Genomic DNA, 22297 nt, shown 5'->3' with positions numbered 1-22297 from the left:
CGGTTGAAGATGCGGGTATCCGATCTGACCACCTAGTTGCTCGCCAAACCTCGCAAGAGTTGCCGGGATTGTTCGACTCGGGACGCTTGCGCCAGAAGCTTTTGCCGGTCTTCGCCACACGCGCGAGATAGCTCACACATTGACCTACCGGTACGCAAATCACTGACTACAATGTCTGAATGCAAGCGACGCTGCCAGGCGCGCGGTTCGAGTGACGCGCCGTGTCATGTGAGGTTTCAATTCCTTCATGGAGGCATGCCGATGACGTGCCAAAACGAGAGGATTGTCGGAGTGGTACTCGTCTTGATGAGCGGCTACGCGTTTGCGGGAGGCCCCTTCGGCGATGTGCCGCAAGCGATGATTGTCGCCAATATCGTCGCGTCGCCCGTCGAAGTCGTGCCGCCCATTCCCGAGCCACGGCGCTACTTCGAGCAGCAGCGGCAGCAGCGTTATGCGATGGAGTATCAAGGGGATCGGGGCAAGCCGTTCTACGCGCAAATGGAGAATTACTATAGCGTGGACCTTGCGCGCGATGTCCAGCTCGGCACCGCGAAAGCCCCGGTGTCGTTCGGACCGGCGTTCGCACCGTTGTCCGAACCGGGCGCAAATGCTGCCGCGCAGAGTGCTTCGAATTCTCTGCGTATGGGTCCATCTACCGCGCCGCAAATATCCATCGTTCAGATGAACGGTTCAGTGTTGTCGATTGGCCAGTCACCGCAGCGACGCTTGTCCTTGACGGTCGACAACTGGGTGTTCTCCGGCACCGCGCGCGTCGCGATACTGCATTCTCACGATACGGGCGCGACGCTGATCGTCAAACGCCGTTACTGAGTGATGTCGCGCGGGTTCCCGGGCCGCGCACGTCACGTCGACGAAAAGCGCTCGCGATACACCTGCGGCGCCACGCGCAGCTGACGCACGAAGCTGCAGCGCATCGTTTCCTCGCTGCCGAATCCACATCGCGCCGCGATCCGTTTGATCGACCAGGATGTCTCGCTGAGCAAGCGTTGTGCCGCTTCGATGCGTAGCTGCTCGACCGCGCGCGCGGGCGTGCGGCCCGTCTGCGCCTTGTAGTGGCGCATGAAGCTGCGCTCGCTCATATGCAGCCGTTGCGCGAGCGCGGGCACTGACAGGTCGGCTGCGAGATGCGACGTCATCCATGCATGCAATTCGCCGAAACGGTCGTCGGCATGTTGCAGCGACAGCGCCGCGCTGAATTGCGACTGCCCACCCGGCCGCTTCAGAAACACGACGAGCTCGCGTGCGACCTCGAGCGCCAACGCGCGGCCGTGATCTTCTTCGAGCATCGCTAGCGCGAGGTCGATGCCGGCGGTGACGCCCGCCGATGTCCAGATATCGCCATCGCGAATGAAAATCGGATCGGCTTCGACTTGCAGTTGCGGATAGGCCTGCGCGAGTTCGTCGCAACGCGCCCAATGCGTGGCGACGCGCCGGCCGTCGAGCAAGCCCGCCTCGGCGAGCAGGAACGCGCCCGAGCAGACCGACGCGACGCGTCTGCAATGCGGCGCGTGGCGCTGCGTCCAGCGGATCAGGCGTTGATCGGCCGATGCCTGGCGAACGCCCCGGCCGCCCGCAACGATCAGCGTATCGGGCGGCGTCTTCACCGAGCGCAGTGATGCGGCAAGCACCATGAGTCCCGACGACGATATGACGGGCCCGGCTGAGGCAGCCACGACGCGGGGTGCGTAGAGCTTGCCGAGCCCGCGCTGCGCGACGAGCTCATTGGCGGACGCAAATACCTGCAGCGGACCGCTCACGTCGAGCAGTTGCATGTTCGGGAAGGCGAGCAGCACGATAGAGCGGAGAGCGCTGGACATGTGAGCGAATGGGTGGCAGAAATCAAGGGGACAATCGAAGTTTTGCCAAACACTACGCGCATAGAATCGATCCGTCCAGCTGGACGAAATGGCAGATGGCGTAGTTCGGCTTCTCCTTCAATGCGACCCCTGCGTCGTGAAGATCGGCGCGGACCCCGTTGTCACCGGCTACGTTGACCGCGTTGCGGGGTCGTTGAGTGCGACGACACACACGCTGTCCATATCGGGGCGCGGCAAGTGCGAGGACGTGGCGGACTGCGCCGTGCAGTTCGATTCGTTCCAATTCGCGAACATGGCTACCGCCGACATAGCGCCAACTGTCACCGGAAGATGCGGCAGCGATTTCTCGCTGACTCTACGGAAGGCATAAACGCGAAACTGGCGGCTATGGATGCTTCATGGACGCAACACTAACCAGTTTCGATCCCTGACGATAAAGGCGGCTCAGTGCCGCCTTTTTTTGTCCCGCGCCAGCAGGAATATGCAATAGAAATCGAGATAACTGACACCATCGTAAATAGTTGTCAAAACGGGCTTATCCCGAATTAATGCGGTTGACCGTGATCCGTTTCGATGATTAATTCGCCAGGAATCGCCTGAAAACTGTTGAGGAGAGTAATGGAGCAACTGAAACAGCAAAGCAGTGGGACGGATTGGACGGTCGAGGAAGAATGCGACCTTTGCCGTATCACCTATTCGATCTACTCAAACTTCCCGCCGATGCCGTCCGCACAGGCCCTGAACGCCGAAACCGGCGAGTTCTTTCCGTTTGACAGGGTTCGCAAGATGAAATCCGGCTACGCCATGGCCGAAGCGTTGGGTTATGCATGGGCGTGCAACTGTCGCGGACGCGACCCTAAACGGTTCAACGAGCAGTTCGAGCTAAGAGACTCCACCGGCAAGCGGCAGGCGGGGGTGCGTTACAGGATCCGCGTCGGTTCGAGGGTCATCGCGAAAGGTGTCACCGATTCCCAAGGGCGGACCCAGCGTGTTTCGACAGATAAAGCAAGTGAGGTTTCCATCGAAGTTGCCGGGCAATAGCAGTGGACCCAGGTAAGTCTTCTATCTCTGGTGAACACATGACAAATGAATTTCTGACCAAGAATAGCCAATACTTTAAGACCGACGAGAATGAAGAATGGACAAAGGTCGGCACAGCCATTACCAATGCCATTCCCGGGTCAATATCCAATGTCGTAATCAATACGACGCCTATCTGTCCAAATATGAGCAATAAAGAATTTAGAGGGTTAATAATGCGTTTACGAGATGCAGCGTTAACTCTCATAAAGGAGCGCATTGCAGATATTGCACGTTGGGATATGTCAGCACAGGATCGCGCAGGAATCTGGTTTGGCAGGAGCGATCAATATATCCGCGATAAATTGAATATCGGTCTGCCAAGGCTTGCAGCCGCGATGCGAGAACTGCAACCTGAGAAAATAATTCGTTGGGACGAACAGAAGGTTGTACAGCTTTCCTGTGCAATAGTTCCCGATAGGGGCACGAACGATGCTGCTGTGTGCAAGCCAGATTCGCAAAGGCGATATATTGCAATTTATCCCCATTTTTGCACGCTGCCACCCGTTGCAGTCTCAGCAAATTGCCAATTGAAGGTAATCATCCATGAGTGCACGCACTATGTCGATACATTCAATTCAGACGATGTGATGTATGGTTTTGGTCGGGGCGTCGGTTACTGGGCTCAGAACGATCCTGAGGGGGCTTGCAGGAACGCAGATAGCATCGCATGCTACATCGCGCACTTCGATACCCAAACGGAATTCAACCAAAAGAAGATCTGGTGATCCCATGAAGAAATTCGCGTTCGCCGTCCTTTCGGCTTTTTGGTTCGCCGCTTCTCAGCAGGCGGCTGCATGTACTATTTCGGAAGATTTTACGGAAAGTGTTCCGCTTAACTATCAGGGAATTCCTAATTCCTATCGTCTTAAAATGGTGGACTTAGTATCAAATGCGCGCCGATGGCCCGACGTTGAAATTCAGGCTCAAATCGTCACAAACGCTTACGTCGGCGAAAAGAATGCAGAAGAATTAGCAAAGTCGAGGGGTCAACAGTTGAAAGAATTCCTAATTCAACTTGGAGTGAAGTCGCAATATATATATGTCGACACCCATCTGGAAGAGTCGCCCTATCCGCAAGACAACAGCGGATTCAAGGGATACCTACAGCTAAGCGTTGGTCTCATGCCGCTTTGCAAGGGCGGCTGCGAACGACTATGCGACGATCCCCGCATAACGCCGACGAGCAAGGCCGTCAAATAGAAATTCGCCCCGCTTCGGCGGGGCTTTTACCTTCGGCGCGTCGGTGCAGCAGATCGTGCGCAGTTGTTCTTTGTCAGGCGGACAGCACGACTGAGCGGGAAGCGCTGGACATACGACAACGCGTGGCAGAAATCAAGGGACCGATGGCAGTCTTGCCAAACACTACGCGCATAGAATCGATCCGTCCAGCTGGAAGAAATGACAGATGGCGTGTTTCGATTCCTCCTTCGATAAGGTATCCCTATGAGCCTCCAAATCGGTTTTCTGGTGTTTCCGAAAGTACAGCAACTCGATCTGACCGGCCCGCATGACGTGCTCGCATCGTTGCCGGAAGCCACGATGCATCTGGTCTGGAAGACGCGGGAGCCGGTGGTGTCGAGCAACGGCCTCGTGCTGACGCCGAGCGCGACGTACGAAAGCTGCCCGGCGCTCGACGTGATCTGTGTGCCAGGCGGGAGCGGCGTGACCGCGCTGTTGCAAGACGAGCAGACGATCGACTTCGTTCGCCGGCAGGCCGCGAGCGCGCGCTACGTGACGTCGGTCTGCACCGGCGCATTGCTACTGGGCGCGGCCGGATTGCTGCGCGGGCGGCGCGCGACGACTCACTGGGCGTTTCACTCGTTGCTGGAGCCGCTCGGCGCGATTCCGACGCATGCGCGTGTAGTCCGCGACGGCAATCTGATTACCGGCGGCGGCGTGACGGCTGGCATCGATTTCGGGTTGACTGTGGCTGCCGAATTGGCGGGCGTCGAAGAGGCGCAGGCGATCCAGCTCGAACTCGAATATGCGCCCGCGCCGCCGTTCGACTCGGGCGATCCGGCGTCGGCGCCGCAAGCGGTGGTGGAGCTGGTTCGGCAGAGGTCGGCGGAAAGTCTGGCGGCGCGGCGTCGCGTCGTGATGGAGATCGCAGAGAGAAGCTAAACCTTGCTTGCGCGTGCGGGCATTCCATTAAACTGTGAGGGTCCACCCGTTTCCGCCAGTCGGATTGATGCGATGAAGTACTGCAAATTGTCCCAGGGGCACTCCCCATGCGCGTAGGCAAGCCCGTCAAGGCACTGCCGCAGCCGTCATGCGACTACTGCGGCAATCGTGCTTTGCTCGCGCGTTACGGCGACGAGTCCTACCCGTATCGCAGCGATCAAGGCCCGCTGTGGATCTGCACCCTCTGTCAGGCGTGGATCGGCGTGTATTCGCGCAGCAAGCACAACCTGCCGCTCGGCCGCCTCGCCGACGCGGCGTTGCGCGAGTCGAAGAGCAAGCTGCACGACGCGCTCGAACCGCTCGTCGCCGCGAAGGTGCGCCGCGATGGAGTGAACGCATTCGAAGCCCGCGCGAAAGCGATCCGGTGGGTCGCGACCGAACTCGGCTTCGATCCGGTTCCGGCGAGCATTCACGCGTTCACGCCCGAGCAGTGCGAACAGGCGCTGCGTTATGTCGAGGCTTTCGTTGAAGCGCGGCGTGCGCGATAGCGCGACTTTCCGCAGGCCGCTACATCTCCAGCAAAACATCGCGCAGCGCATCCAACGACGCATCGCGCGGATTCCTCGGCCGTTGTAACGCAATCGGCAGTTCGCGCGCGATGCGGCTCGGGCTGCCAACGCCCGCCGGGGACAACAGCAGCACGCGATCGGACAGACTCAGCGCTTCGTCGAGATCGTGCGTGACGAGCAGCACCGTCGTGCCGCGCGCATGCTTCAACGCGAGCAGCAACTGCTGCAGCCGCGCGCGCGTGATCGCATCGACGGCGCTGAACGGTTCGTCGAGCAGCAGCAGTTCAGGTTCGTTGAACAGACCGCGCGCGAGCGCGACGCGCTGCGCCATGCCGCCGGACAGTTGCTTCGGCAGCGCGTCGCGCACGCCAGCGAGGCCCACCTCGGCAAGCAGCGCATCGACGCGCGGATCGTCTCCCGCGTGTGGCCCCGCAGCAAAGGCGATGTTGTCGGCCACGCTGAGCCATGGCAGCAGGCGCGGTTCCTGAAAGATCATGCCGACCCGCGGCGACGGCGCGAGCAAAGGCACGCCGTCGATCAGCACGGTACCCATGGTTGCGTGATCGAGTCCCGCCACCGCGCGCAGCAGTGTGCTTTTACCGCAGCCGCTAGGACCGACCAGACTGACGATCTCGCCGCGCGACAGCGCGAACGATACCTTGTCGAACACGTTGCGCTCGCCAAAGCGCCGCGTCAGTCCACGTACTTCGAGTAACGGAGCAAGTGCCCGATTCATCGCGCGGCCTCCGACGTCTGGTGCGCATCGCGCCACGACAGCGCGCGTAGCTCGATCGCTTTCAGCATGCCGTCGCTCAGTTTGCCGAGCAACGCGAGCAGCAGGATCGCGCCGAACACCAGATCCGGCCGGCCGGTTTCACGTCCATCGCTGAGCAGATAACCGAGCCCGCGCGTCGCCGCGATCAGTTCAGCGGCCACCATGAACATCCACGCGAGGCTGAGCCCCGTGCGCAGCCCGGTGAAAATCTGCGGCATCGACGCGGGCAGCAATATGCGCGTGAACAGCGCGCGCCGGCTCAGCCGGTTCAACTCGCCGAATTCGATCAGCTTGCGGTCGACGCCGTGAATGCCGGCCACCACGCTCAACTGCACGGGGAAAAACGCGCCGATCGCGATCAGCGTGATCTTCGGCGCTTCGTCGATGCCCATCCATAGCAGCAGGATCGGCACCCACGCAAGCGACGGAATTGCGCGTAAGGCCTGAAACATGGGGTCGAGCAACGCATCGACGCGCCGGCTCAGGCCCATTGCCGCGCCGATCAGCAGCGCGAGCACGGCGCCGATCGCAAAGCCGCCGTACACGCGGATCACGCTCGCGCCGATATGGCGCGCGAGCCGCGCCGCGCCGAGATCCCATAGCGTCTGCGCGATCGCGCTCGGCGCGGGGACCAGATGCATCGGCAGGATCGACGCGCGCACCAGCAGCTCGATGACAGCCAGGAACACGACCGGCAGCGCGAGACCGGCATAGCGCCACAGTCGTAACGGGTCGATCGCGCGCGGCGGTTGGGCGAGTTCGCTACACGACGGGCAGGACGAATCCCTCCGTGCGAGCGTGAAGTTCTTCGCGGTGCTCATCGGCAGGCTCGGGTCTGGTGCGTGCGGTTCATTTCGTGCCGTTGCTCGCCGTCGCAATCACCGGCTGCGCGACTTTAGCGTCGACCAGTGCATCGATGATCGCGTTCAGATCGGTGCCGCTCTTCACGAGTTGCTCGTCGACCAGGATCGGCGCAGCGGCTTTGAGCGCGGCAATCTGCCGGGCGCCAGGCTGAGGCTGGCTGAAGTCGTTGCGGCTCAACTGCAGTTTCGCGACCGGCAGCGAAACCTTGGATTCCTCCGCGACGATCCTGGCGGTGTCGTCAGGGTGAGCGGCGATCCAGACGCGGGCCTTTTCATAGACCTTCAGCACGCGCGCGAGCGCGTCCTGATGGTCGCGGATGAAGTCCTCGCGCGCATTCAGGAAGCCCCAGGTGTTGAAGTCGACGTTGCGATACAACAGCCGCGCGCCATCGTCGACCTGCGCGGCCGCCATGTGCGGATCGAGCCCGGCCCACGCGTCCACCTGGCCGTTGGCGAGCGCGGTGCGGCCATCGGGATGCTGCAGGTTGACGATCTCGACATCGTCGCGCGACAGCCCCGCCGTATGCAGCGCGCGCAACGTGAACAGGAACGGATCGGTGCCCTTGGTGGCCGCGATCTTCTTGCCCTTCAGATCGGCGAGGGTTTTGATCGGCGAGTCCTTGCGCACGACGAGGGCGGTCCACTCGGGCCGCGAATAGATGTACACCGCGCGAATCGGATTGCCGTTCGCCTTGCCGAGCACGGCGGCGAGGCCCGCGGTCGAGCCGATGTCGACCGCGCCGCTGTTCAGGTATTCGAGCGCGCGGTTGCTGCCGAGGCTGAGCACCCACTTCACTTGCGTGTGGTCGGCGGCGAACTCTTGTTCGAGCCAGCCGTTGCGCTTGATCACGAGGCTTTCCGGCGAATAGTACGCATAGTCGAGCTTCAGCTCGTCGAGCGGCGCGGCGTGGGCGGTGTGGGCTGCGCCGAAGATGCCGAGTGCAAGCGCGGCCGCGGCCGTTTTCAGCCAACCGCGTCTGCTGCGGTTGCGTTCGCCGCCGGGCTCGATTGCATTGCGCGCTGTCGTGAAGAATGAAAAGCCCCGGGTCGGTGTCATCGATTGTCCTTATGGTCGCGTGTGGTGGTCGTTCAATGTAACCAGGACGGTCGCGCGAGCGAACCAACAAATGCTCAGAATCAAAGCAGTTTTGGCGCTATGGCGGAGAGTCACGACGCAAAAGCAATGCTGCGTTCCAGTGATTAGCTATGCATGATTCGTTGGAACCGCGCCGGTCGAAAATGCCTATAGTCGGAGCCTTCTTCGTATCTCAAATCAACCCGAAGGCTTCCGATGAATCACTCTCTCCGTCAGTTGCGGCGTGCGCTGCGCGCCGCTGCCTTCGTCGCGGCGTCGGCCGGCATTGCCGCGTTTTCGCCGTTCGCTTCATCCGCGCACGCGCAAAGCCGCGAAGTCGTGATCGGCTATCAGGACATGGTCGTGCCGTGGCGTTACGCGCAAGCCACCGGCGCCGTCGAAAAAGCGACGGGCTACAAGGTCACGTATCGCAAGCTCGGCAGCGGCGCGGATGTGGTGCGCGCACTGGCGTCAGGCTCGATCCAGTTGGGCGAGGCGGGATCGAGCCCGATCGCGGCGGGTCTGTCGCAAGGCGTCGACCTGTCGCTGTTCTGGATTCTCGACAACATCAACGACGCGGAAGCGCTGGTCGCGCGCGACGGTTCGGGCGTCACGAAGATCACCGACCTGAAGGGCAAGACGATCGGCGTGCCGTATGTGTCGACGTCGCATTTTCATGCGCTGGTCGCGTTGCAGCAGGCGGGGGTCGATCCGTCGTCGGTGAAGATCCTGAACCTGCGTCCGCCTGAAGTCGCCGCCGCCTGGCAGCGCGGCAATATCGATGCGACCTACATCTGGGACCCGGTGCTCGCGAAGGTCAAGCAGAATGGCAAGGTGCTGATTACGTCGGGCGAAGTCGCGAAGGGAAGCGGCAAGGCAACCTTCGACGGCTTTGTCGCGTCGCGGCAGTTCGAGCGCGACAACGCGGCGTTCATGGCGGGTCTCGTCAAGGTGCTCGCCGATACGGACGCGCTGTATCGCGATCACAAGGCCGACTGGACCGCGGCTTCGCAGCAGGTGCAGGCGGTCGCGCAGGAGTCGGGCGCGGCACCGGCCGACGTGCCCGCGAGCCTCGCGCTGTACGCGTTCCCGAGCGCCGCGGAGCAGGCGTCGCCGACCTGGCTCGGCGGCGGCAAACAGTCCGGTGCGGCGCAATCGCTCGCGGCCACGGCGGCGTTCCTGAAGACGCAGGGCACGATCCAGAACGTGTTGCCCGATTACTCGGCGGCCGTGAATCCGCGCTTCGCGCAGCAGGCCGCGCGATGAGCATGCTCGACATCCGCGGACTGCGCGTGAGCTACGCCGGTGCGAGCGAGCCCGCACTCGCGGGTGTCGATCTGCGCATCGAGCGCGGCGAGTTCGTGGTCGCGCTCGGGGCGTCGGGTTGCGGCAAGACCACGTTGCTCAACTGCATCGCCGGGTTCGTCGATCCGAGCGAGGGCGAGGTGCGGCTCAACGGCACGCCGATCGACGGACCCGGTGCCGAGCGCGGCGTCGTGTTTCAGAAGCATGCGCTGATGCCGTGGCTCGACGTGCTCGACAACGTCGCGCTCGGCTTGCGGTTTCGCGGCATCGCGCGTGCGCAGCGACACGAGATCGCGCGGCGCACGCTGGCGCTCGTCGGGCTCGAACGGCACGCGAACGCGAAGATCCATGCGCTGTCGGGCGGCATGCAGCAGCGCGTGGGTATTGCGCGCGCGTTGGCGAGCGATCCTGAGATATTGCTGATGGACGAGCCGATGGGCGCGCTCGATGCGCTGACGCGCGAGACGGTGCAGGAACTCGTGCTCGACGTGTGGGCGCGCACCCACAAGACGGTGTTCTTCATCACGCACAGCGTCGAGGAAGCGCTGTTTCTCGCGACGCGTCTGGTACTGATGACACCGGGGCCCGGACGCATCGCCGAAGTCCATGAACTGCCGTTCGCACGCGAATATCTGGCGACTCGCGATGCACGCGCGGTCAAGTCGTCGCCGGCTTTCATCGAGTGGCGCGAGCGTCTGACGCGGCGGCTGCACGATACATTGCGTGAGGCCGCCTGATGAGCATGATCGAATCGTCGCAACAACACGCGCCGGCACGTCCTGACACAGCGCGTCGCTCGACCCGGCTACGCGGCGCGGCGCACGGCCGCAGACCTTATCGCGGCATGCCGGGTGAAGGCCCGAGCGCGTGGCTCAGTGTGACCTGCGTCGCGGTGTTTGCGCTGCTGTGGTGGACCGCGACTCATCTGCACTGGCTACCACCGCTGTTCCTGCCCGCACCGGACGCGGTCTGGCATGCGTTCGTCGATGCGTGGCACGGTCGCATCCAGGGCGGCTTGCCGTTGTCGGAGCATCTGCTGTGGAGCGCGATCCGCGTGTTCGGCGCGTTCGCGCTCGCGAGCATCACCGCGATACCGGTCGGCATTCTGATGGGCGTGAGCCGCGTCGCGCGCGGACTGCTCGATCCGCCCCTGGAGTTCTACCGGCCGCTGCCGCCGCTCGCGTATCTGCCGCTCGTCGTGATCTGGTTCGGCATCGACGAGACCGCAAAGATCGTCGTGATCTGGCTCGCATGTTTCGCGCCGATCGCGATGGCCGCGCGTGCCGGCGTGCGCAGCGCGAGCGTCGAGCAAATCAACGCGGCGTGGTCGCTCGGCGCGAATTTCCGCCAGGTGGTATTGCACGTGGTGCTGCCCGCCGCGTTGCCCGAAATCCTGACCGGGCTGCGCATCGCGATCGGCTTCGGCTGGACCACGCTGGTTGCGGCCGAAATGGTCGCCGCCACTGCCGGACTCGGTCAGATGGTGCTCAACGCGTCGAGCTTCCTGCGCACCGATGTGGTCGTGATGGGGATCGTGCTGATCGGTCTGATCGCGTGGCTGTTCGATCTCGGCATGCGCGCGCTCGAACGCAGGCTGGTGCCGTGGAAAGGCAAGCAGTAAGCACCTGCCGCATATCTGAATCGCCGCTTAGCTCGTGACGATTAGTTGGTTCGCCATTGCGATGCGCGTTGTTACAGTCAGTGCGTCGTTGTCGTGAGGCAGTCGTGAATCACGTCGTACATAAAACATCCAAAACAAAGGCCTAACCATGAAAATCAGATTCGTTGGCGCAGCAGTGATGGGGTTGCTGCTCGCGATTTCCGGCACAGCGCATGCCGATCGTCTCGACGACATCAAGAAGGCGGGCGTGCTGCGCGTCGCCACCTTCGACAGCAACGCCCCGTTCGGTTTCGTCGATCCGAAGACCAATCAGATCGTCGGACTCGACGTCGACTATGCGCGGGCGGTCGCAAACAAGCTCGGCGTGAAGCTCGAAATCCAGCCGACCAATCCGGCGAACCGCATCGCGTTCCTGAAGTCGGGCAAGGTCGACCTCGTGTTCGCGAACTTCACGATTACCGACGAGCGTAAGAAGGAAGTCGATTTCAGCACGCCGTACTTCGCGTCAGGTACGCAGTTCATCGCAAAGAAGGGCGTACTGACGTCGCCGCAGCAGGTGAACAGCCTGCGCGTGGGTGCGGACAAGGGCACGACGAACGAACAGCAGGTGCGCGCGCAATTCCCCAACGCGACGATCGTCGCCTACGACGACACGCCGTTCGCGTTCGCCGCGCTGCGCGCCGGCAACGTGCAGGCGATCACGCAGGACGGCCCGAAGCTCGTCGCGCTGCTCGCGAACGTGCCCGACAAGGCGAATTACGAGATCCCGCCGTTCACGATTTCGAACGACTATGAAGGCGTCGGCGTGCCGAAGGGCGAGACGCGTCTGTTGAACGTCGTCGACGATACGCTGAAGGGCCTCGAAGCGAACGGCAGCGCCGCGAAGATCTACGACCGCTGGTTCGGACCGGAGAGCCGCGCGCCGTTGCCGCGTCTGTTCAAGATCGGCGATCCGCAGAAGAGCTGATCCGACGGAAACTTTAGAGCCGGCCTGCCGTGTGAAAACGGCGGGCCGCTTTTCATTGCGCAACGAAAGCGCTCGAGTAGAAGGGCAGAATGAACGGTTGGCTGGAACCGAAGTACCTTGGGTGGATCGCGCATGGCTTTCTGATGACGCTCATGTTGTCGGCCTGCGCGGGCGCGGCGGCGACGTTCGCCGGTTTCGGGCTCGCGCTCGCGCGTAATGCGCGCAACGGTATGCTCGCGCGTGCGGCCGCGCTATACATACTGGCGTTTCGCAATTCGCCGTTGCTCGTGCAATTGCTGTTCTGGTATTTCGGTGCAGCGACGCTTTTGCCGCAGCCGTGGATGGAATGGTTCAATGCGTCGCACACGGTGTCGCTATTTGGCTGGACGATTGCGTGGCCGTCGTTCGAATTCGTCGCGGGCTGGGTCGGGCTTACCTGCTATACGACCGCGTTCGTCGGCGAGGAATTTCGCGCGGGTATGCGCGGCGTCAAGGATGCGCAGCATCAGGCCGCCGCGGCGCTGGGGCTCACGCCGCTCGCGGCGTTCCGTTACGTGATTCTCCCGCAGGCGATCCGCATCGCGACACCGCCTCTTGCCGGGCAATACATGAACCTCGTGAAGAACTCGTCGCTGGCGATGACGATCGGGCTCGCGGAACTGTCGTATGTATCGCGGCAGGTCGATACGGAAACCTTCAAGACGTTTCAGGCATTCGGCGCGGCGACGGTGCTCTATATCGCGATCATCGCGGTTATCGAAGTGGTGTTGCTGGTGTGGAAACGCGGCGGTGCGCGGCGCGGCAACGCGCGGCTTTTGCAGGGAGGGCATTGATGAGCGAGCTCGAATGGCTGCCGACACTGCGCTATCTGCTGCTCGGCACGTTCCCCGATGGGCCGCTCGGCGGCGCGGCGCTGACGGTCGTGATGTCGATCGTCTCGGCGTTGCTGTCCGCTCTGGTCGGTCTCGCCGGCGGCATTGCATTGTCGATGACGCGCGGCGCCGCGCATCTGGCGCTCACGGCCCTTGTCGGCTTCTTTCGCGCGATCCCGGTGCTGATGCTGATCTTCTGGACCTTCTTCCTGATGCCGATACTGCTGCACATCGACGTGCCCGGCCTCGCCACCGTGGTTTGCGCACTCGCGCTGATCGGTGGCGCGTATCTGTCGCATTCGGTGCAGGCAGGCATCGCGGCGGTCGGCGCGGGACAGGCGCAAGCGGCGGCGTCGCTCGGCATGACGCGCTGGCAAGCGCTGCGATACGTGCAATTGCCGCAGGCGATACGGATCATGATGCCGTCGTTCGTCAATCAGTGGGTCACGCTGATCAAGGACACATCGCTCGCTTATATCGTCGGCGTGCCCGAATTTACGTTTCTCGCCAATCAGGTCAATAATCGGCTGATGGTGTATCCGGTGCAGATCTTTGTGTTCGTCGGCATCGTTTATCTGCTGCTGTGTTCGACGCTGCAGTACGGTGCAACGTGGTTGCTGAAGCGCCGCTTTCGTTCGGGTCATGCGGCGAACGGCGAAACGAAGATCAAATGGCAGTTTCCGTTTGGCGTCTAGCCGCAACGGCTAGAAGGCCGTTACTTGCGCGAGCGAAGCAATGAGTTCAACCCTTACGCCGAGCAACCCGATTCGCAGTGAAATCGATCTGGACGCTCAGGGCAAGCATGCGGGCTATCTGCGACTGCCGCATTCCGTGCATCGGTCCGCGTATGGCTGGCTGCCGATTCCGATCGCTTCGATACGCAACGGCGCGGGCCCCGTCGTGCTGATCATGGCGGGCAATCACGGCGACGAGTACGAAGGACAGATCCTTGTGTCGACGCTGATCCGCGAAATCGACGCGGCTGAGGTTGCCGGTCAACTGATCCTGTTGCCGCAAGCGAATGCGCCGGCGGCCGAGGCGGGCCTTCGCACGTCGCCGCTCGACGACGGCAATCTCAACCGCACGTTTCCGGGCGATCCGCAAGGTTCTCCGACGCAGGTGATCGCGCATTACATCGAGCATGTGTTGCTCGCGCGCGCGGACTATCTGATCGATCTTCATTCCGGCGGCAGCTCGCTGCTTTATCGTGGCAACAACATGCTCGCGATCGATCCGCGCGACGACGCGGAGAATGAGCGGCTGCAACACGCATTACGCGCTTTCGGGTTGCCGAACGCCTTTTTGCATGCGGAAAACCCGGTGCATGCGGCGACGGCTGCGCGCCGGCAAGGGGCGCTGTCGATCACCGCTGAGCTCGGCGGCGGCGGAACCGTCGATGCGGCGTTGCTCCGCGAAGCCCGCCACGGCCTGCTGCACTTTCTCGGCGCGATCGGCGCATTGAGCGGTCCACTCGTGCCGGAGGCGCCGCCTGCCGACACGCGTTTCCTGCGCGTCGCGGGCGCGCGTCACTACGTGTACGCGTACGACAACGGTCTTTTTGAGCCGCTGGTTGAACTCGGCGAGCGGGTGGTCGCAGGGCAGCCCGCGGCGCGCATTCATTTCCCGGACACACCGCTGAAAGCGCCGGTGACCTGTCATTTCGCGAGCGATGGCGAAGTCGTATGCAAGCGGGTGCCCGCGCTTGTCAGGCGAGGGGATTGCCTATTTCATCTCGCGGAGGAATGGGTCCGCTGAAGCGGGCGGGGCGCATTCGGATCGCTTGACGCTGTCTCGAGCGCGGCACGCACCTGGCGGTCGTGCGATAGCGAGTTGCACGCGTAAAGTCCGCTTCGCGTCGCCGGGCGGGCATTCGCGCGAAGATGCCAGCATTCTGCTGCTAATTGGAACAATGCCTTCGAATACTAGGGGTTAACCCTCGGGCGGAAGGCTCCTAGACTTTCGGTGTTGGTGCAGACACGTTGTCGCACCGCTAACGAAAGTCGATGGAGAATCATGAAGTCCCTCATCCAAGCCGTTGCAGTTGCCGTTGCAGTCGTAGTGCCGGTTGCCTCGTTCGCCCAGTCGAATGGCCCGATTACCCGCGCCCAGGTGCGCGCGGAACTTGTTCAGCTTCAGAAGGCGGGTTATCGCGGTGGTGATGGGGATCAAGCGCACTATCCCGACGCGATCCAGGCCGCGGAAGCGAAGGTCGCCGCGCAGCAAGTTGCAACAAACGGTGGTTACGGCGGTGCCGCAAGCGGTTCGTCGGACCAAGGTCGGCCGGCAGTGTCGAAGGCTGACTGGGACGCGATGTACAACCATCCGTAACTTGACGGTGCTGAGCGCTCGAGCGCGTGTGCACGGTTTCGGATTTCGCAGGGCCCCTCCGCGCTCTGCGTCGTCGCGGCATCGACGACGACCAGGGGGCGTCGTCGAGGTCGGGTTTAACGTCTGTATCCCGCGTTCATTGGCGCTCACGCACGTTAAAGAGACGGCTGCAACGGGTCTTGCATTTACTGCCTCGTGCGATACCACCGCCATAGCTTCATGATCGCCGCATACGCCAGCGCCGCCACGATCAGTTCGATCGTCACCCAGACCACGAAATAGAAGTCCGTGAGGTCCCGCACGCCGAGACAACCGGAAGCCGCCCAATATGCGTTCGACTCGCTTTCTGCCCACACATTGTTTGGCGGGACACAGCGAACCGACAGCAGAAACAACGAAATGAACAGCCCGATCTTGAACAGCCCTCGGAACCGCTTGCAATGCGTGCCTTTCTACTGGCTCAAAGCGACATCAATGGTCCTCATAACAAAACTGGATGGTATCCCCGTGATCCTTGCCGTCACACCAGTTTGATCGATGTCGGGTCCGCGGTCAGATAACCGACCGCCGAGCCGAAGCGGTTCCGGTAGTTCGCGCGTACGAGCGGATCGAGCGTGGCCTGCACTTTCGAATGCAGGGAAGTCCAGTCGCCCGCATGTTGGAAATTGCTCATGATGTAGGTCCAGCCATTGATTTCATCGACGGCATGCAATCCTGTCGACTCCGCCCCGGCCGGACACGACAGCACGCGCGACAGCGCCTTCGTGTCGACGTTATATGCCCACAGGAAATTGTTGACATGCATGCCGCTGTCCTCACCGATGAACAGAGTACGCAGCTTTTCCGAGAACTTCAGGTTGTCCGGATTCGCGATCTTCTCCGGATTCGCGGTATTACCGAGGCTGTCCGCACTCGCCAGATCTTCGCCAACCAGTTCACCCGGCGCGCTCATATCGATGGGAACCCATTCGCTGTCGATCGCGGCGCCATCGAGATCGCGCTGCCCGCCCTTCATATTCAGCGCGTAGACGGCGCCCGATGAAATGCCCTTGTCGAGCGCGATATCGGTCGAATGGTCATTGCCCCGCACCATCGACGCCGTGATCTGCGACATGGCCGAATACAGGATCTTGTCTTTCGCGTTGACCGTCGTCCCTTCGAGTTTCGTAAAGCCCATGCTCGCGCCGCGCAGTGCGGCGTAGCGGTGCGTCTCCAGAAATGCGGCGGCTTTCTCCATGCCAGGCTTCAGGCGGACCCAGTTGAATTTGCCGCCGAAGTGAATCCGGGTGAACGTCGGATCGGCAGGCGGGTTCTTCTCGTCGGTGACGATGTCCATGATGTCCGTGATCGTCAGCGTATCGGCGAGCGCCTCGATTTCATCGCTGGTCGCGTGACCGATTTTGAGCCACGTCAGCGTAGCGGCGCCGGCACCCGCCGACGAGCGTTGCGCCCACTTCGCGACATACAGCGTGCCCGCCGACAGGTCGGCTTCTTTGTCCGCGATGAACATGAACAGGCCGCCGTTGGTCGCGTCATCGCCCATCAGCACGGTGCGCTTGTCGGGCATCACCTGAATCAGTTCATGCGAAATGCGGCCGAGGCAGTAATGCTTCTTGACCGTACCCGTGCCGTCAGGATGCACGGTCACTTCCGGCAGATGGCCATAGTGATACGGCCGCGCCGCCGATTTGCTGCCGTACAGGTTAAGGCTGTACGCCTGGAACTGCGTGTTCGTCGCGATGGTCGCGGCATCCGGTTCGTACTCTTCGCTCGACAAATGCGTATTCCACGGCGACAGGCTCGCGCCGCACGTGATCCACAATCCATGCGCGCTCGACGTATCGATGTTCGAATAGCTGACCAGCGTGAGCTTGCCGGTCGTCGGGTCCTGATCGAGCGTCAGCACGGCAATCGGCGACGGCAGCTTGCCGTACATGTCGCCCGCGGCTGTTTCCGTCTGGTCGCGCGTCGCGTATTCGAACTGCACCACAGCGAACACCGCGTTCCCCTTGATGCCCTTCACCACCGGCTTGTCGAGCCGGATCAGCGAGGTGCCGTCCGGGCAGTCGGAGAAAAACTGGCGCTCCTTGGCCGGTACCGACGTGTCCATGATCGGCTGGTTGTTGATGTCGAAATAACCGCCCGCCACGATCACGCCGCCCGCCACGATCACGCCGCCCGTCGTGTTCGCTACCGTGTCGCCCGTCACGAAGAACGGCTGATACGCGAGTTTGTAGGTACGGCTGCTGCCGTCGCTGTACTGCGTGGTCAGCGTCGATCCGACCGTGGTCGCCGCCATCGCAGCAGGATTCGCGAGCGTAGGCGCTGCCATCCCGGCGAACGACGCTGCCGTGAAGGTCGCTTCCCTGGCGGCGGGCGTGTTGCTCCCCGCGAGGTCGTTACTCCCGCCGCAGCCCGTGAGAAGGGTCGTCGCGGCACACGCGCCGAGGGGCAGCATCGGCGCGCCTGCGATGATCCTGAGAGCCCTGCGGCGTGAGTAGTCGAATGATTGCACCATGTTCTCCTGGTTCCTTGTTGTGGGGTGTACCGGGGACTCAGGATCGGGATGACCATGGCGCGCCGGATTGACGCGTTACTTTATGGAATGAATATGAAACGTATTTGACAGCCGCTTGTAATGTTTTCGGCAAAGTGCTGTCACGGTGTGTCGACCGGAGATCGCGCCGCGTGCCGACGTAGGTCGCCGGAATTGCTGGCGCGTACGTTTGCACGCATCTCGACGTGACATGGGCGTTGCGCTACGCAATTGCAGCGCGTTTGTCGCGATCGCAGCCAATCGCGAGACCAGATAAAGATAGAGAAATTGCTTGGTTAGCGGCCACGCGGCTGCACGCTATCGTATGAGCTCCTGACTATCCGACGACCTCGCGTCGATCGTTCATGAGCACTCTCGTCGTTGATACCACGCCACTCGATCCCCGTGCGCAACCGCTGCTCGACGCGCTGCTGCACGAATACGCGACCCGCTACGAAGATTATCGAAAGGACGGCGGCGCGGCCGCCGCGCAGGAGATGGCGCGCTATCCGGCCGACCTGTTCGCACCGCCGCACGGCGCATTCATTCTGCTGATTCGCGACGGCGAGACGATCGGCGGCGGCGCGTTCAAGCGCTACGACGCGCGTACCGCGGAACTCAAACGCATCTGGACGCGCGACGATCTGCGCCGCCAGGGACTCGCGCGACAGGTCGTGCAGGAACTGGAAGCGCGCGCGCTCGCGCAGGGCTACTCGCGCATCTATCTGACTACCGGTTTCAAGCAGCCGGAAGCATGGGCGCTTTACGAACGCACCGGCTATACGAAGTTGTTCGATACCGCGTTACCTCACGAAGTGCACGTGCATCTTCGCTTCGGCAAGAACCTGCTCGCGCCGCAACGCATCGACACGCTCGACGACCTGCGCGCGAAAGACGCCGATCTGGCAGTCCGCTAAACGCTGCACTCCTATCTCCTCACACTTCGACGGATATCACATGAAGACAGGTCTACAGTTGTCGTCGCTCGTATTGGCGGCCATGTTCTATGTCAGCGGCAACGCGTTTGCCGCGACCGGTTTCGATCTCAGTCCCGACCAGCACGGCCGCGTTCGCGCCGAACAGGATGCAGCCGCGACGAAGGCGGTGCCGGCGAACTTCCCGTTCGTCGCGAAAGACGAACTGACCGTCGGCATCGTCGTCGCGCATCCGCCGATCAGCACCTATGCCACCGATGCGAAGACCGTGGTCGGCTTCGATCCCGATCTCGCGCAACTCGTCGCGGACAGCCTCGGCCGCAAGCTCAATGTCGTGATCCTCGCGTGGCCGGACTGGCCGCTCGCGCTCGCTTCCGGCAAGGTCGACGCGGTGATCTCGAACGTGACGGTGACCGAGGAGCGCAAGGCGAAGTTCGACTTCTCGACCTACCGGCGCGACGAGGTCGGCTTCTTCGTGAAGACCGACAGCCCGATCAAATCGATTCGCGAACCCAAGGATGTCGCGGGACTGCGCGTGATTACCGATGCCGGCACGAACCAGGAAAAGATCCTGCTCGAATGGGACAAGCAGAACGTCGCGCATGGATTGAAGCCGATCCAGGTGCAGTACTACGACGACGATGCGGTCAAATCGGTGGCGCTGCAATCGGGGCGTGCGGACGCGATCTTCAGCGTCAACGCGGCGCTGCTGTACGACTCGGCCACCCATGGCAAGACGCGCCAGGTGGGCACCGTCAGCGGTGGTTGGCCGCGTACCGCCGAAGTCGCGGTGACGACGCGCCGCGGCAGCGGTCTCGCCGCGCCGGTAACGATCGCGCTGAACGATCTGATCGGCAAAGGCCAGTATCGCGCGGTGCTCGAGCGCTGGAACCTCGGCTCCGAAGCGATCGACAAGGCCGCGACCAATCCGCCGGGATTGCCGAAATCCTGAGTGCGTCAGCGCTTTTTATCTTTCTTCGTCGATCTGCCATCCCATGACCTTTTCGCTATCGCTGCTGGATAAGAGTCCGATTGCCGCGGGTGCGAGCGCGGCCGAAGCGTTGCGCTTCACGGTGTCGCTCGCGAAGCGCGCCGAAGCGCTCGGCTTCAAGCGCTTCTGGATCGCCGAGCATCACGGCGCGCCCAACCTCGCGAGTTCGGCGCCGGAGATCGTCGTCGCGCATGTGCTCGCGCATACGTCGCGGATTCGCGTCGGCTCGGGCGGTGTGATGTTGCAGCACTACAGCCCGTTCAAGGTCGCGGAGACCTTCAGGCTGCTTGCGGCGCTCGCGCCCGGGCGCGTCGATCTCGGCATCGGTAAGGCGCCCGGCGGACTGCCGCAGACCACCCGCGCGCTGCAATGGCTGCACGACAGGAAGAACAAGCCCGGCTTCAACACGCAGCTCGCGCAACTCGATGCGTTTCTCGGCGCGGGCGTCGAACCGGACCATCCGCTCGCGGGCGCGCTCGCGTTTCCGGCTCCGCCGACGCTGCCTGAGCGCATTCTGCTCGGTGGCAGCCCGGATAGCGCGGCGCTCGCGGCCCGGCAGGGCTGGCAGTTCTGCTACGCCGGACACTTCAATGGCGATGAGGCGAACATCGAGCGCACCGTGCAGACGTACCGCGATGCGAGCGGCCGCGCGCCGCTGCTCGCGCTGTACGCGGTCGCCGCGGCGACGCGCGACGAAGCCGAGCGGCTCACCGGGCCGGTGCGCATCTACAGGCTGCAACTGGCCAGCGGCCAAAGCCTGAATCTGGCGACGGCTGATGCCGCCGAAGAATACGCACGCCAGGCGGGCGCGAGCGGCTACACGATCGAAGAGCGCCATCCGCACGTCGTCAAGGGCACGGCCGACGATGTACGGGACCAGCTCGACGCATTGAGCCGCCGCTACGGCATCGACGAATTCGTCATCGATTCGCCGTTGCAACATTACCCTGCGCGCCTGCGCTCGGTTGAACTGCTCGGCAGCACGATCGAGCCGGCCTACGCGTGATCTCTCCAACGAACACTCAACGATTGGCGGACTATCCGATGAGCCATCGCAAACTCAATTTCGGCATCATGCTGCAGGGCGCCGGCAGCCATATGAATTCGTGGAAGCATCCGGCCGGGCCCGCCGATGCGAGCGTGAACCTGAAGTTCTTCGTCGATACGGTGCGCAAGGCCGAGGCACACGGCATCGCGTTCGCGTTCGTCGCCGATGGTCTGTACATCAACGAGAAATCGATTCCGCACTTTCTGAACCGCTTCGAACCGATCTCGATCCTGTCGGCGCTCGCGACGGTCACATCGAAGATCGGGCTCGCGGGCACCGTATCGACGTCGTACAGCGATCCGTTCACGGTCGCGCGCCAGTTCGCCTCGCTCGATCTGATCAGCGCCGGGCGCGCGGGCTGGAACGTCGTCACGACGCCGCTCGAAGGCACGGCGAAGAACTACGGCGGCTCGCATCCCGAGCATGCGCTGCGCTACGAGATCGCCGACGAATACCTGAGCGTCGCACAAGGCCTGTGGGATAGCTGGGACGACGACGCGTTCGTGCGCGACCGCGAGCGCGGGGTATTTTTCGAGCGCGACAAACTGCACACGCTCGATCACGAGGGCAAGTTCTTCCAGGTGGCCGGGCCGCTCAATATTCAGCGCTCGGCGCAGGGTCAGCCGGTGATTTTCCAGGCGGGTTCATCGGATGCGGGCATCGCGCTCGCCGGCAAATACGCGGACGCGGTGTTCACGCATTCGGTGTCGATCGAGGAAACGCGCGCGTTCGCGCAGCGTGTGAAAGACAGCGCGGTCGAACATGGCAGAAGCCGCGAGGACGTGAAGATTTTCCCCGGCATCAGCCCGATCGTCGGCGCGACACCCGAGGAAGCGGAAGCGAAATACCGCGCGATTCGCGAGCTATTGACGATCGACGAAGCGCTCGCGTACCTCGGCCGCTATTTCGATCACCACGACTTCACGCAGTATCCGCTCGACGAACCGTTCCCCGAGCTAGGGGAGATCGGCCGCAACAGTTTCCGTTCGACCACCGACCGCATCAAGGCGGAAGCGCGCAGGAAGGGCTCCACGTTGCGCGAGGTCGCGCTCGAAGTCGCGACGCCGCGCACGCATTTTCTCGGCACACCCGCGCAGATCGCGGACGAGCTGATCCGCTGGCTCGACGCCGGCGCGGCCGACGGTTTCATCCTCGGTTTCGCGGTGCAGGCGCAGGGTCTCGACGATTTCGTGCGCTACGTGGTCCCCGAACTCGAACGACGCGGGCGCTATGAGCGCACGTTGACGGGCTCGACGCTGCGCGATCATCTCGGCTTGCCGCGCAAGGCGAGCCGCTACGAGGCGTTAGCAAGGTTGGCAGACCCGGCCGACACGGCCAACGCGGCTGCCCTGGCCTGAGACCGCGGAGCA

24 protein-coding genes are annotated in these 22297 nt (G+C 62.6%); 19 read left to right on the top strand and 5 right to left on the bottom strand.

Annotated features, from left to right (window positions below):
• The first annotated feature begins 291 nt into the window (after positions 1-291).
• Complete coding sequence (locus VSR82_RS11390) at positions 292-831, top strand: hypothetical protein (RefSeq protein ID WP_498857699.1); 540 nt, start codon at positions 292-294, stop codon at positions 829-831.
• 32 nt (positions 832-863) lie between these two features.
• Here VSR82_RS11390 and VSR82_RS11385 read toward each other — a convergent pair whose 3' ends face one another.
• Positions 864-1838, bottom strand: a complete 975-nt coding sequence (locus VSR82_RS11385) for a GlxA family transcriptional regulator (protein ID WP_368586140.1) — start codon at positions 1836-1838, stop codon at positions 864-866.
• A gap of 79 nt (positions 1839-1917) precedes the next feature.
• Here VSR82_RS11385 and VSR82_RS11380 point away from each other — a divergent pair, with 79 nt between their 5' ends.
• From VSR82_RS11380 to VSR82_RS11355, 6 genes are all read left to right on the top strand, one after another.
• The gene (locus tag VSR82_RS11380) at positions 1918-2208 is read left to right on the top strand and encodes a phage baseplate assembly protein (RefSeq protein ID WP_429457769.1); all 291 of its coding nucleotides are present in this window, start codon (positions 1918-1920) and stop codon (positions 2206-2208) included.
• Between the two features lie 248 nt (positions 2209-2456).
• On the top strand, positions 2457-2879 hold the full coding sequence (locus VSR82_RS11375) for a hypothetical protein (RefSeq protein WP_429456967.1): 423 nt from the start codon (positions 2457-2459) through the stop codon (positions 2877-2879).
• 38 nt (positions 2880-2917) lie between these two features.
• A complete protein-coding gene (locus tag VSR82_RS11370; protein ID WP_498857698.1) occupies positions 2918-3646 on the top strand; it encodes a M35 family metalloendopeptidase in 729 nt (242 codons plus the stop codon).
• A gap of 4 nt (positions 3647-3650) precedes the next feature.
• Entirely contained in the window at positions 3651-4121 is a 471-nt protein-coding gene (locus tag VSR82_RS11365) for an OmpA family protein (RefSeq protein WP_410849808.1), read from the top strand.
• Positions 4122-4364: 243 nt separating this feature from the next.
• Entirely contained in the window at positions 4365-5042 is a 678-nt protein-coding gene (locus tag VSR82_RS11360) for a DJ-1/PfpI family protein (protein ID WP_429456971.1), read from the top strand.
• Positions 5043-5149: 107 nt separating this feature from the next.
• The gene (locus tag VSR82_RS11355) at positions 5150-5590 is read left to right on the top strand and encodes a zinc-finger-containing protein (RefSeq protein WP_429456973.1); all 441 of its coding nucleotides are present in this window, start codon (positions 5150-5152) and stop codon (positions 5588-5590) included.
• Between the two features lie 19 nt (positions 5591-5609).
• On the opposite strand, the gene VSR82_RS11350 is transcribed toward VSR82_RS11355, so the two are convergent.
• From VSR82_RS11350 to VSR82_RS11340, 3 genes are read right to left on the bottom strand one after another with little or no spacing between them, the layout of a single operon-like run.
• Positions 5610-6347, bottom strand: coding sequence for an ABC transporter ATP-binding protein (locus VSR82_RS11350; RefSeq protein WP_498857697.1), 738 nt, complete (start codon positions 6345-6347; stop codon positions 5610-5612).
• Entirely contained in the window at positions 6344-7207 is an 864-nt protein-coding gene (locus VSR82_RS11345) for an ABC transporter permease (RefSeq protein WP_368586148.1), read from the bottom strand. Before VSR82_RS11345 ends, VSR82_RS11350 begins: the two co-directional genes overlap by 4 nt.
• Positions 7208-7235: 28 nt before the next feature.
• A complete protein-coding gene (locus tag VSR82_RS11340; protein WP_368586149.1) occupies positions 7236-8306 on the bottom strand; it encodes an aliphatic sulfonate ABC transporter substrate-binding protein in 1071 nt (356 codons plus the stop codon).
• A 234-nt stretch (positions 8307-8540) separates the two neighbouring features.
• On the opposite strand from VSR82_RS11340, the gene tauA reads away from it, so the two are divergent.
• The 8 genes from tauA (at position 8541) to VSR82_RS11300 (ending at position 15417) form a co-directional block, all read left to right on the top strand.
• Positions 8541-9590 (top strand): taurine ABC transporter substrate-binding protein, encoded by a 1050-nt coding sequence (gene tauA / locus VSR82_RS11335; RefSeq protein ID WP_368586150.1) that lies wholly within the window; start codon positions 8541-8543, stop codon positions 9588-9590.
• Positions 9587-10366 (top strand): taurine ABC transporter ATP-binding protein, encoded by a 780-nt coding sequence (locus VSR82_RS11330; RefSeq protein WP_410849812.1) that lies wholly within the window; start codon positions 9587-9589, stop codon positions 10364-10366. The genes tauA and VSR82_RS11330 overlap by 4 nt, the downstream gene beginning before the upstream one ends.
• Positions 10366-11250: an ABC transporter permease subunit gene (locus VSR82_RS11325; protein ID WP_429456978.1), complete on the top strand. Its 885-nt coding sequence runs from the start codon at positions 10366-10368 to the stop codon at positions 11248-11250. Before VSR82_RS11330 ends, VSR82_RS11325 begins: the two co-directional genes overlap by 1 nt.
• Before the next feature lie 148 nt (positions 11251-11398).
• Positions 11399-12217, top strand: a complete 819-nt coding sequence (locus VSR82_RS11320) for an ABC transporter substrate-binding protein (RefSeq protein ID WP_410849814.1) — start codon at positions 11399-11401, stop codon at positions 12215-12217.
• Between the two features lie 89 nt (positions 12218-12306).
• Positions 12307-13050, top strand: a complete 744-nt coding sequence (locus VSR82_RS11315) for an amino acid ABC transporter permease (protein WP_410849815.1) — start codon at positions 12307-12309, stop codon at positions 13048-13050.
• Entirely contained in the window at positions 13050-13784 is a 735-nt protein-coding gene (locus VSR82_RS11310; protein WP_429456981.1) for an amino acid ABC transporter permease, read from the top strand. Before VSR82_RS11315 ends, VSR82_RS11310 begins: the two co-directional genes overlap by 1 nt.
• A 40-nt stretch (positions 13785-13824) precedes the next feature.
• On the top strand, positions 13825-14844 hold the full coding sequence (locus VSR82_RS11305) for a succinylglutamate desuccinylase/aspartoacylase family protein (protein ID WP_368586156.1): 1020 nt from the start codon (positions 13825-13827) through the stop codon (positions 14842-14844).
• 258 nt (positions 14845-15102) lie between these two features.
• Complete coding sequence (locus VSR82_RS11300; protein WP_410849817.1) at positions 15103-15417, top strand: DUF4148 domain-containing protein; 315 nt, start codon at positions 15103-15105, stop codon at positions 15415-15417.
• A 520-nt stretch (positions 15418-15937) separates the two neighbouring features.
• Here the strand turns inward: VSR82_RS11300 and VSR82_RS11295 are convergent.
• Positions 15938-17935 carry a PhoX family protein gene (locus VSR82_RS11295; protein ID WP_498857696.1) on the bottom strand — a complete coding sequence of 666 codons (1998 nt, stop codon included), beginning with the start codon at positions 17933-17935 and terminating at the stop codon, positions 15938-15940.
• Between the two features lie 383 nt (positions 17936-18318).
• Between VSR82_RS11295 and VSR82_RS11290 the strand changes: the two genes are divergently transcribed.
• Genes VSR82_RS11290 through VSR82_RS11275 form a run of 4 tightly spaced genes read left to right on the top strand, consistent with a single transcriptional unit; the run spans position 18319 to position 22285 of the window.
• Positions 18319-18870 carry a GNAT family N-acetyltransferase gene (locus VSR82_RS11290; RefSeq protein ID WP_429456987.1) on the top strand — a complete coding sequence of 184 codons (552 nt, stop codon included), beginning with the start codon at positions 18319-18321 and terminating at the stop codon, positions 18868-18870.
• 40 nt (positions 18871-18910) lie between these two features.
• Positions 18911-19840 carry an ABC transporter substrate-binding protein gene (locus VSR82_RS11285; RefSeq protein WP_410849819.1) on the top strand — a complete coding sequence of 310 codons (930 nt, stop codon included), beginning with the start codon at positions 18911-18913 and terminating at the stop codon, positions 19838-19840.
• Positions 19841-19883: 43 nt separating this feature from the next.
• On the top strand, positions 19884-20885 hold the full coding sequence (locus VSR82_RS11280) for an LLM class flavin-dependent oxidoreductase (RefSeq protein ID WP_429456990.1): 1002 nt from the start codon (positions 19884-19886) through the stop codon (positions 20883-20885).
• A gap of 38 nt (positions 20886-20923) precedes the next feature.
• A complete protein-coding gene (locus VSR82_RS11275) occupies positions 20924-22285 on the top strand; it encodes an LLM class flavin-dependent oxidoreductase (protein WP_429456992.1) in 1362 nt (453 codons plus the stop codon).
• Positions 22286-22297 lie beyond the last annotated feature (12 nt).

It is taken from the genome of Burkholderia sp. JPY481 (assembly GCF_038900515.1).
Taxonomy (GTDB): Bacteria; Pseudomonadota; Gammaproteobacteria; order Burkholderiales; family Burkholderiaceae; genus Paraburkholderia; species Paraburkholderia youngii.
The sequence above is the reverse complement of the archived record's forward strand: the minus strand, read 5'-3'. Positions and strand labels throughout refer to the sequence as shown.

What these genes read in the sequence shown, in the direction of transcription:
- VSR82_RS11385 (WP_368586140.1), bottom strand. Translation starts at nt 1,838, where the DNA reads ATGTCCAGCGCTCTCCGCTCTATCGTGCTGCTCGCCTTCCCGAACATG.
- VSR82_RS11375 (WP_429456967.1), top strand. Translation starts at nt 2,457, where the DNA reads ATGGAGCAACTGAAACAGCAAAGCAGTGGGACGGATTGGACGGTCGAG.
- VSR82_RS11370 (WP_498857698.1), top strand. Translation starts at nt 2,918, where the DNA reads ATGACAAATGAATTTCTGACCAAGAATAGCCAATACTTTAAGACCGAC.
- VSR82_RS11365 (WP_410849808.1), top strand. Translation starts at nt 3,651, where the DNA reads ATGAAGAAATTCGCGTTCGCCGTCCTTTCGGCTTTTTGGTTCGCCGCT.
- VSR82_RS11360 (WP_429456971.1), top strand. Translation starts at nt 4,365, where the DNA reads ATGAGCCTCCAAATCGGTTTTCTGGTGTTTCCGAAAGTACAGCAACTC.
- VSR82_RS11355 (WP_429456973.1), top strand. Translation starts at nt 5,150, where the DNA reads ATGCGCGTAGGCAAGCCCGTCAAGGCACTGCCGCAGCCGTCATGCGAC.
- VSR82_RS11350 (WP_498857697.1), bottom strand. Translation starts at nt 6,347, where the DNA reads ATGAATCGGGCACTTGCTCCGTTACTCGAAGTACGTGGACTGACGCGG.
- VSR82_RS11345 (WP_368586148.1), bottom strand. Translation starts at nt 7,207, where the DNA reads ATGAGCACCGCGAAGAACTTCACGCTCGCACGGAGGGATTCGTCCTGC.
- VSR82_RS11340 (WP_368586149.1), bottom strand. Translation starts at nt 8,306, where the DNA reads ATGACACCGACCCGGGGCTTTTCATTCTTCACGACAGCGCGCAATGCA.
- tauA (WP_368586150.1), top strand. Translation starts at nt 8,541, where the DNA reads ATGAATCACTCTCTCCGTCAGTTGCGGCGTGCGCTGCGCGCCGCTGCC.
- VSR82_RS11330 (WP_410849812.1), top strand. Translation starts at nt 9,587, where the DNA reads ATGAGCATGCTCGACATCCGCGGACTGCGCGTGAGCTACGCCGGTGCG.
- VSR82_RS11325 (WP_429456978.1), top strand. Translation starts at nt 10,366, where the DNA reads ATGAGCATGATCGAATCGTCGCAACAACACGCGCCGGCACGTCCTGAC.
- VSR82_RS11320 (WP_410849814.1), top strand. Translation starts at nt 11,399, where the DNA reads ATGAAAATCAGATTCGTTGGCGCAGCAGTGATGGGGTTGCTGCTCGCG.
- VSR82_RS11315 (WP_410849815.1), top strand. Translation starts at nt 12,307, where the DNA reads ATGAACGGTTGGCTGGAACCGAAGTACCTTGGGTGGATCGCGCATGGC.
- VSR82_RS11310 (WP_429456981.1), top strand. Translation starts at nt 13,050, where the DNA reads ATGAGCGAGCTCGAATGGCTGCCGACACTGCGCTATCTGCTGCTCGGC.
- VSR82_RS11305 (WP_368586156.1), top strand. Translation starts at nt 13,825, where the DNA reads ATGAGTTCAACCCTTACGCCGAGCAACCCGATTCGCAGTGAAATCGAT.
- VSR82_RS11300 (WP_410849817.1), top strand. Translation starts at nt 15,103, where the DNA reads ATGAAGTCCCTCATCCAAGCCGTTGCAGTTGCCGTTGCAGTCGTAGTG.
- VSR82_RS11295 (WP_498857696.1), bottom strand. Translation starts at nt 17,935, where the DNA reads ATGGTGCAATCATTCGACTACTCACGCCGCAGGGCTCTCAGGATCATC.
- VSR82_RS11290 (WP_429456987.1), top strand. Translation starts at nt 18,319, where the DNA reads ATGAGCACTCTCGTCGTTGATACCACGCCACTCGATCCCCGTGCGCAA.
- VSR82_RS11285 (WP_410849819.1), top strand. Translation starts at nt 18,911, where the DNA reads ATGAAGACAGGTCTACAGTTGTCGTCGCTCGTATTGGCGGCCATGTTC.
- VSR82_RS11280 (WP_429456990.1), top strand. Translation starts at nt 19,884, where the DNA reads ATGACCTTTTCGCTATCGCTGCTGGATAAGAGTCCGATTGCCGCGGGT.
- VSR82_RS11275 (WP_429456992.1), top strand. Translation starts at nt 20,924, where the DNA reads ATGAGCCATCGCAAACTCAATTTCGGCATCATGCTGCAGGGCGCCGGC.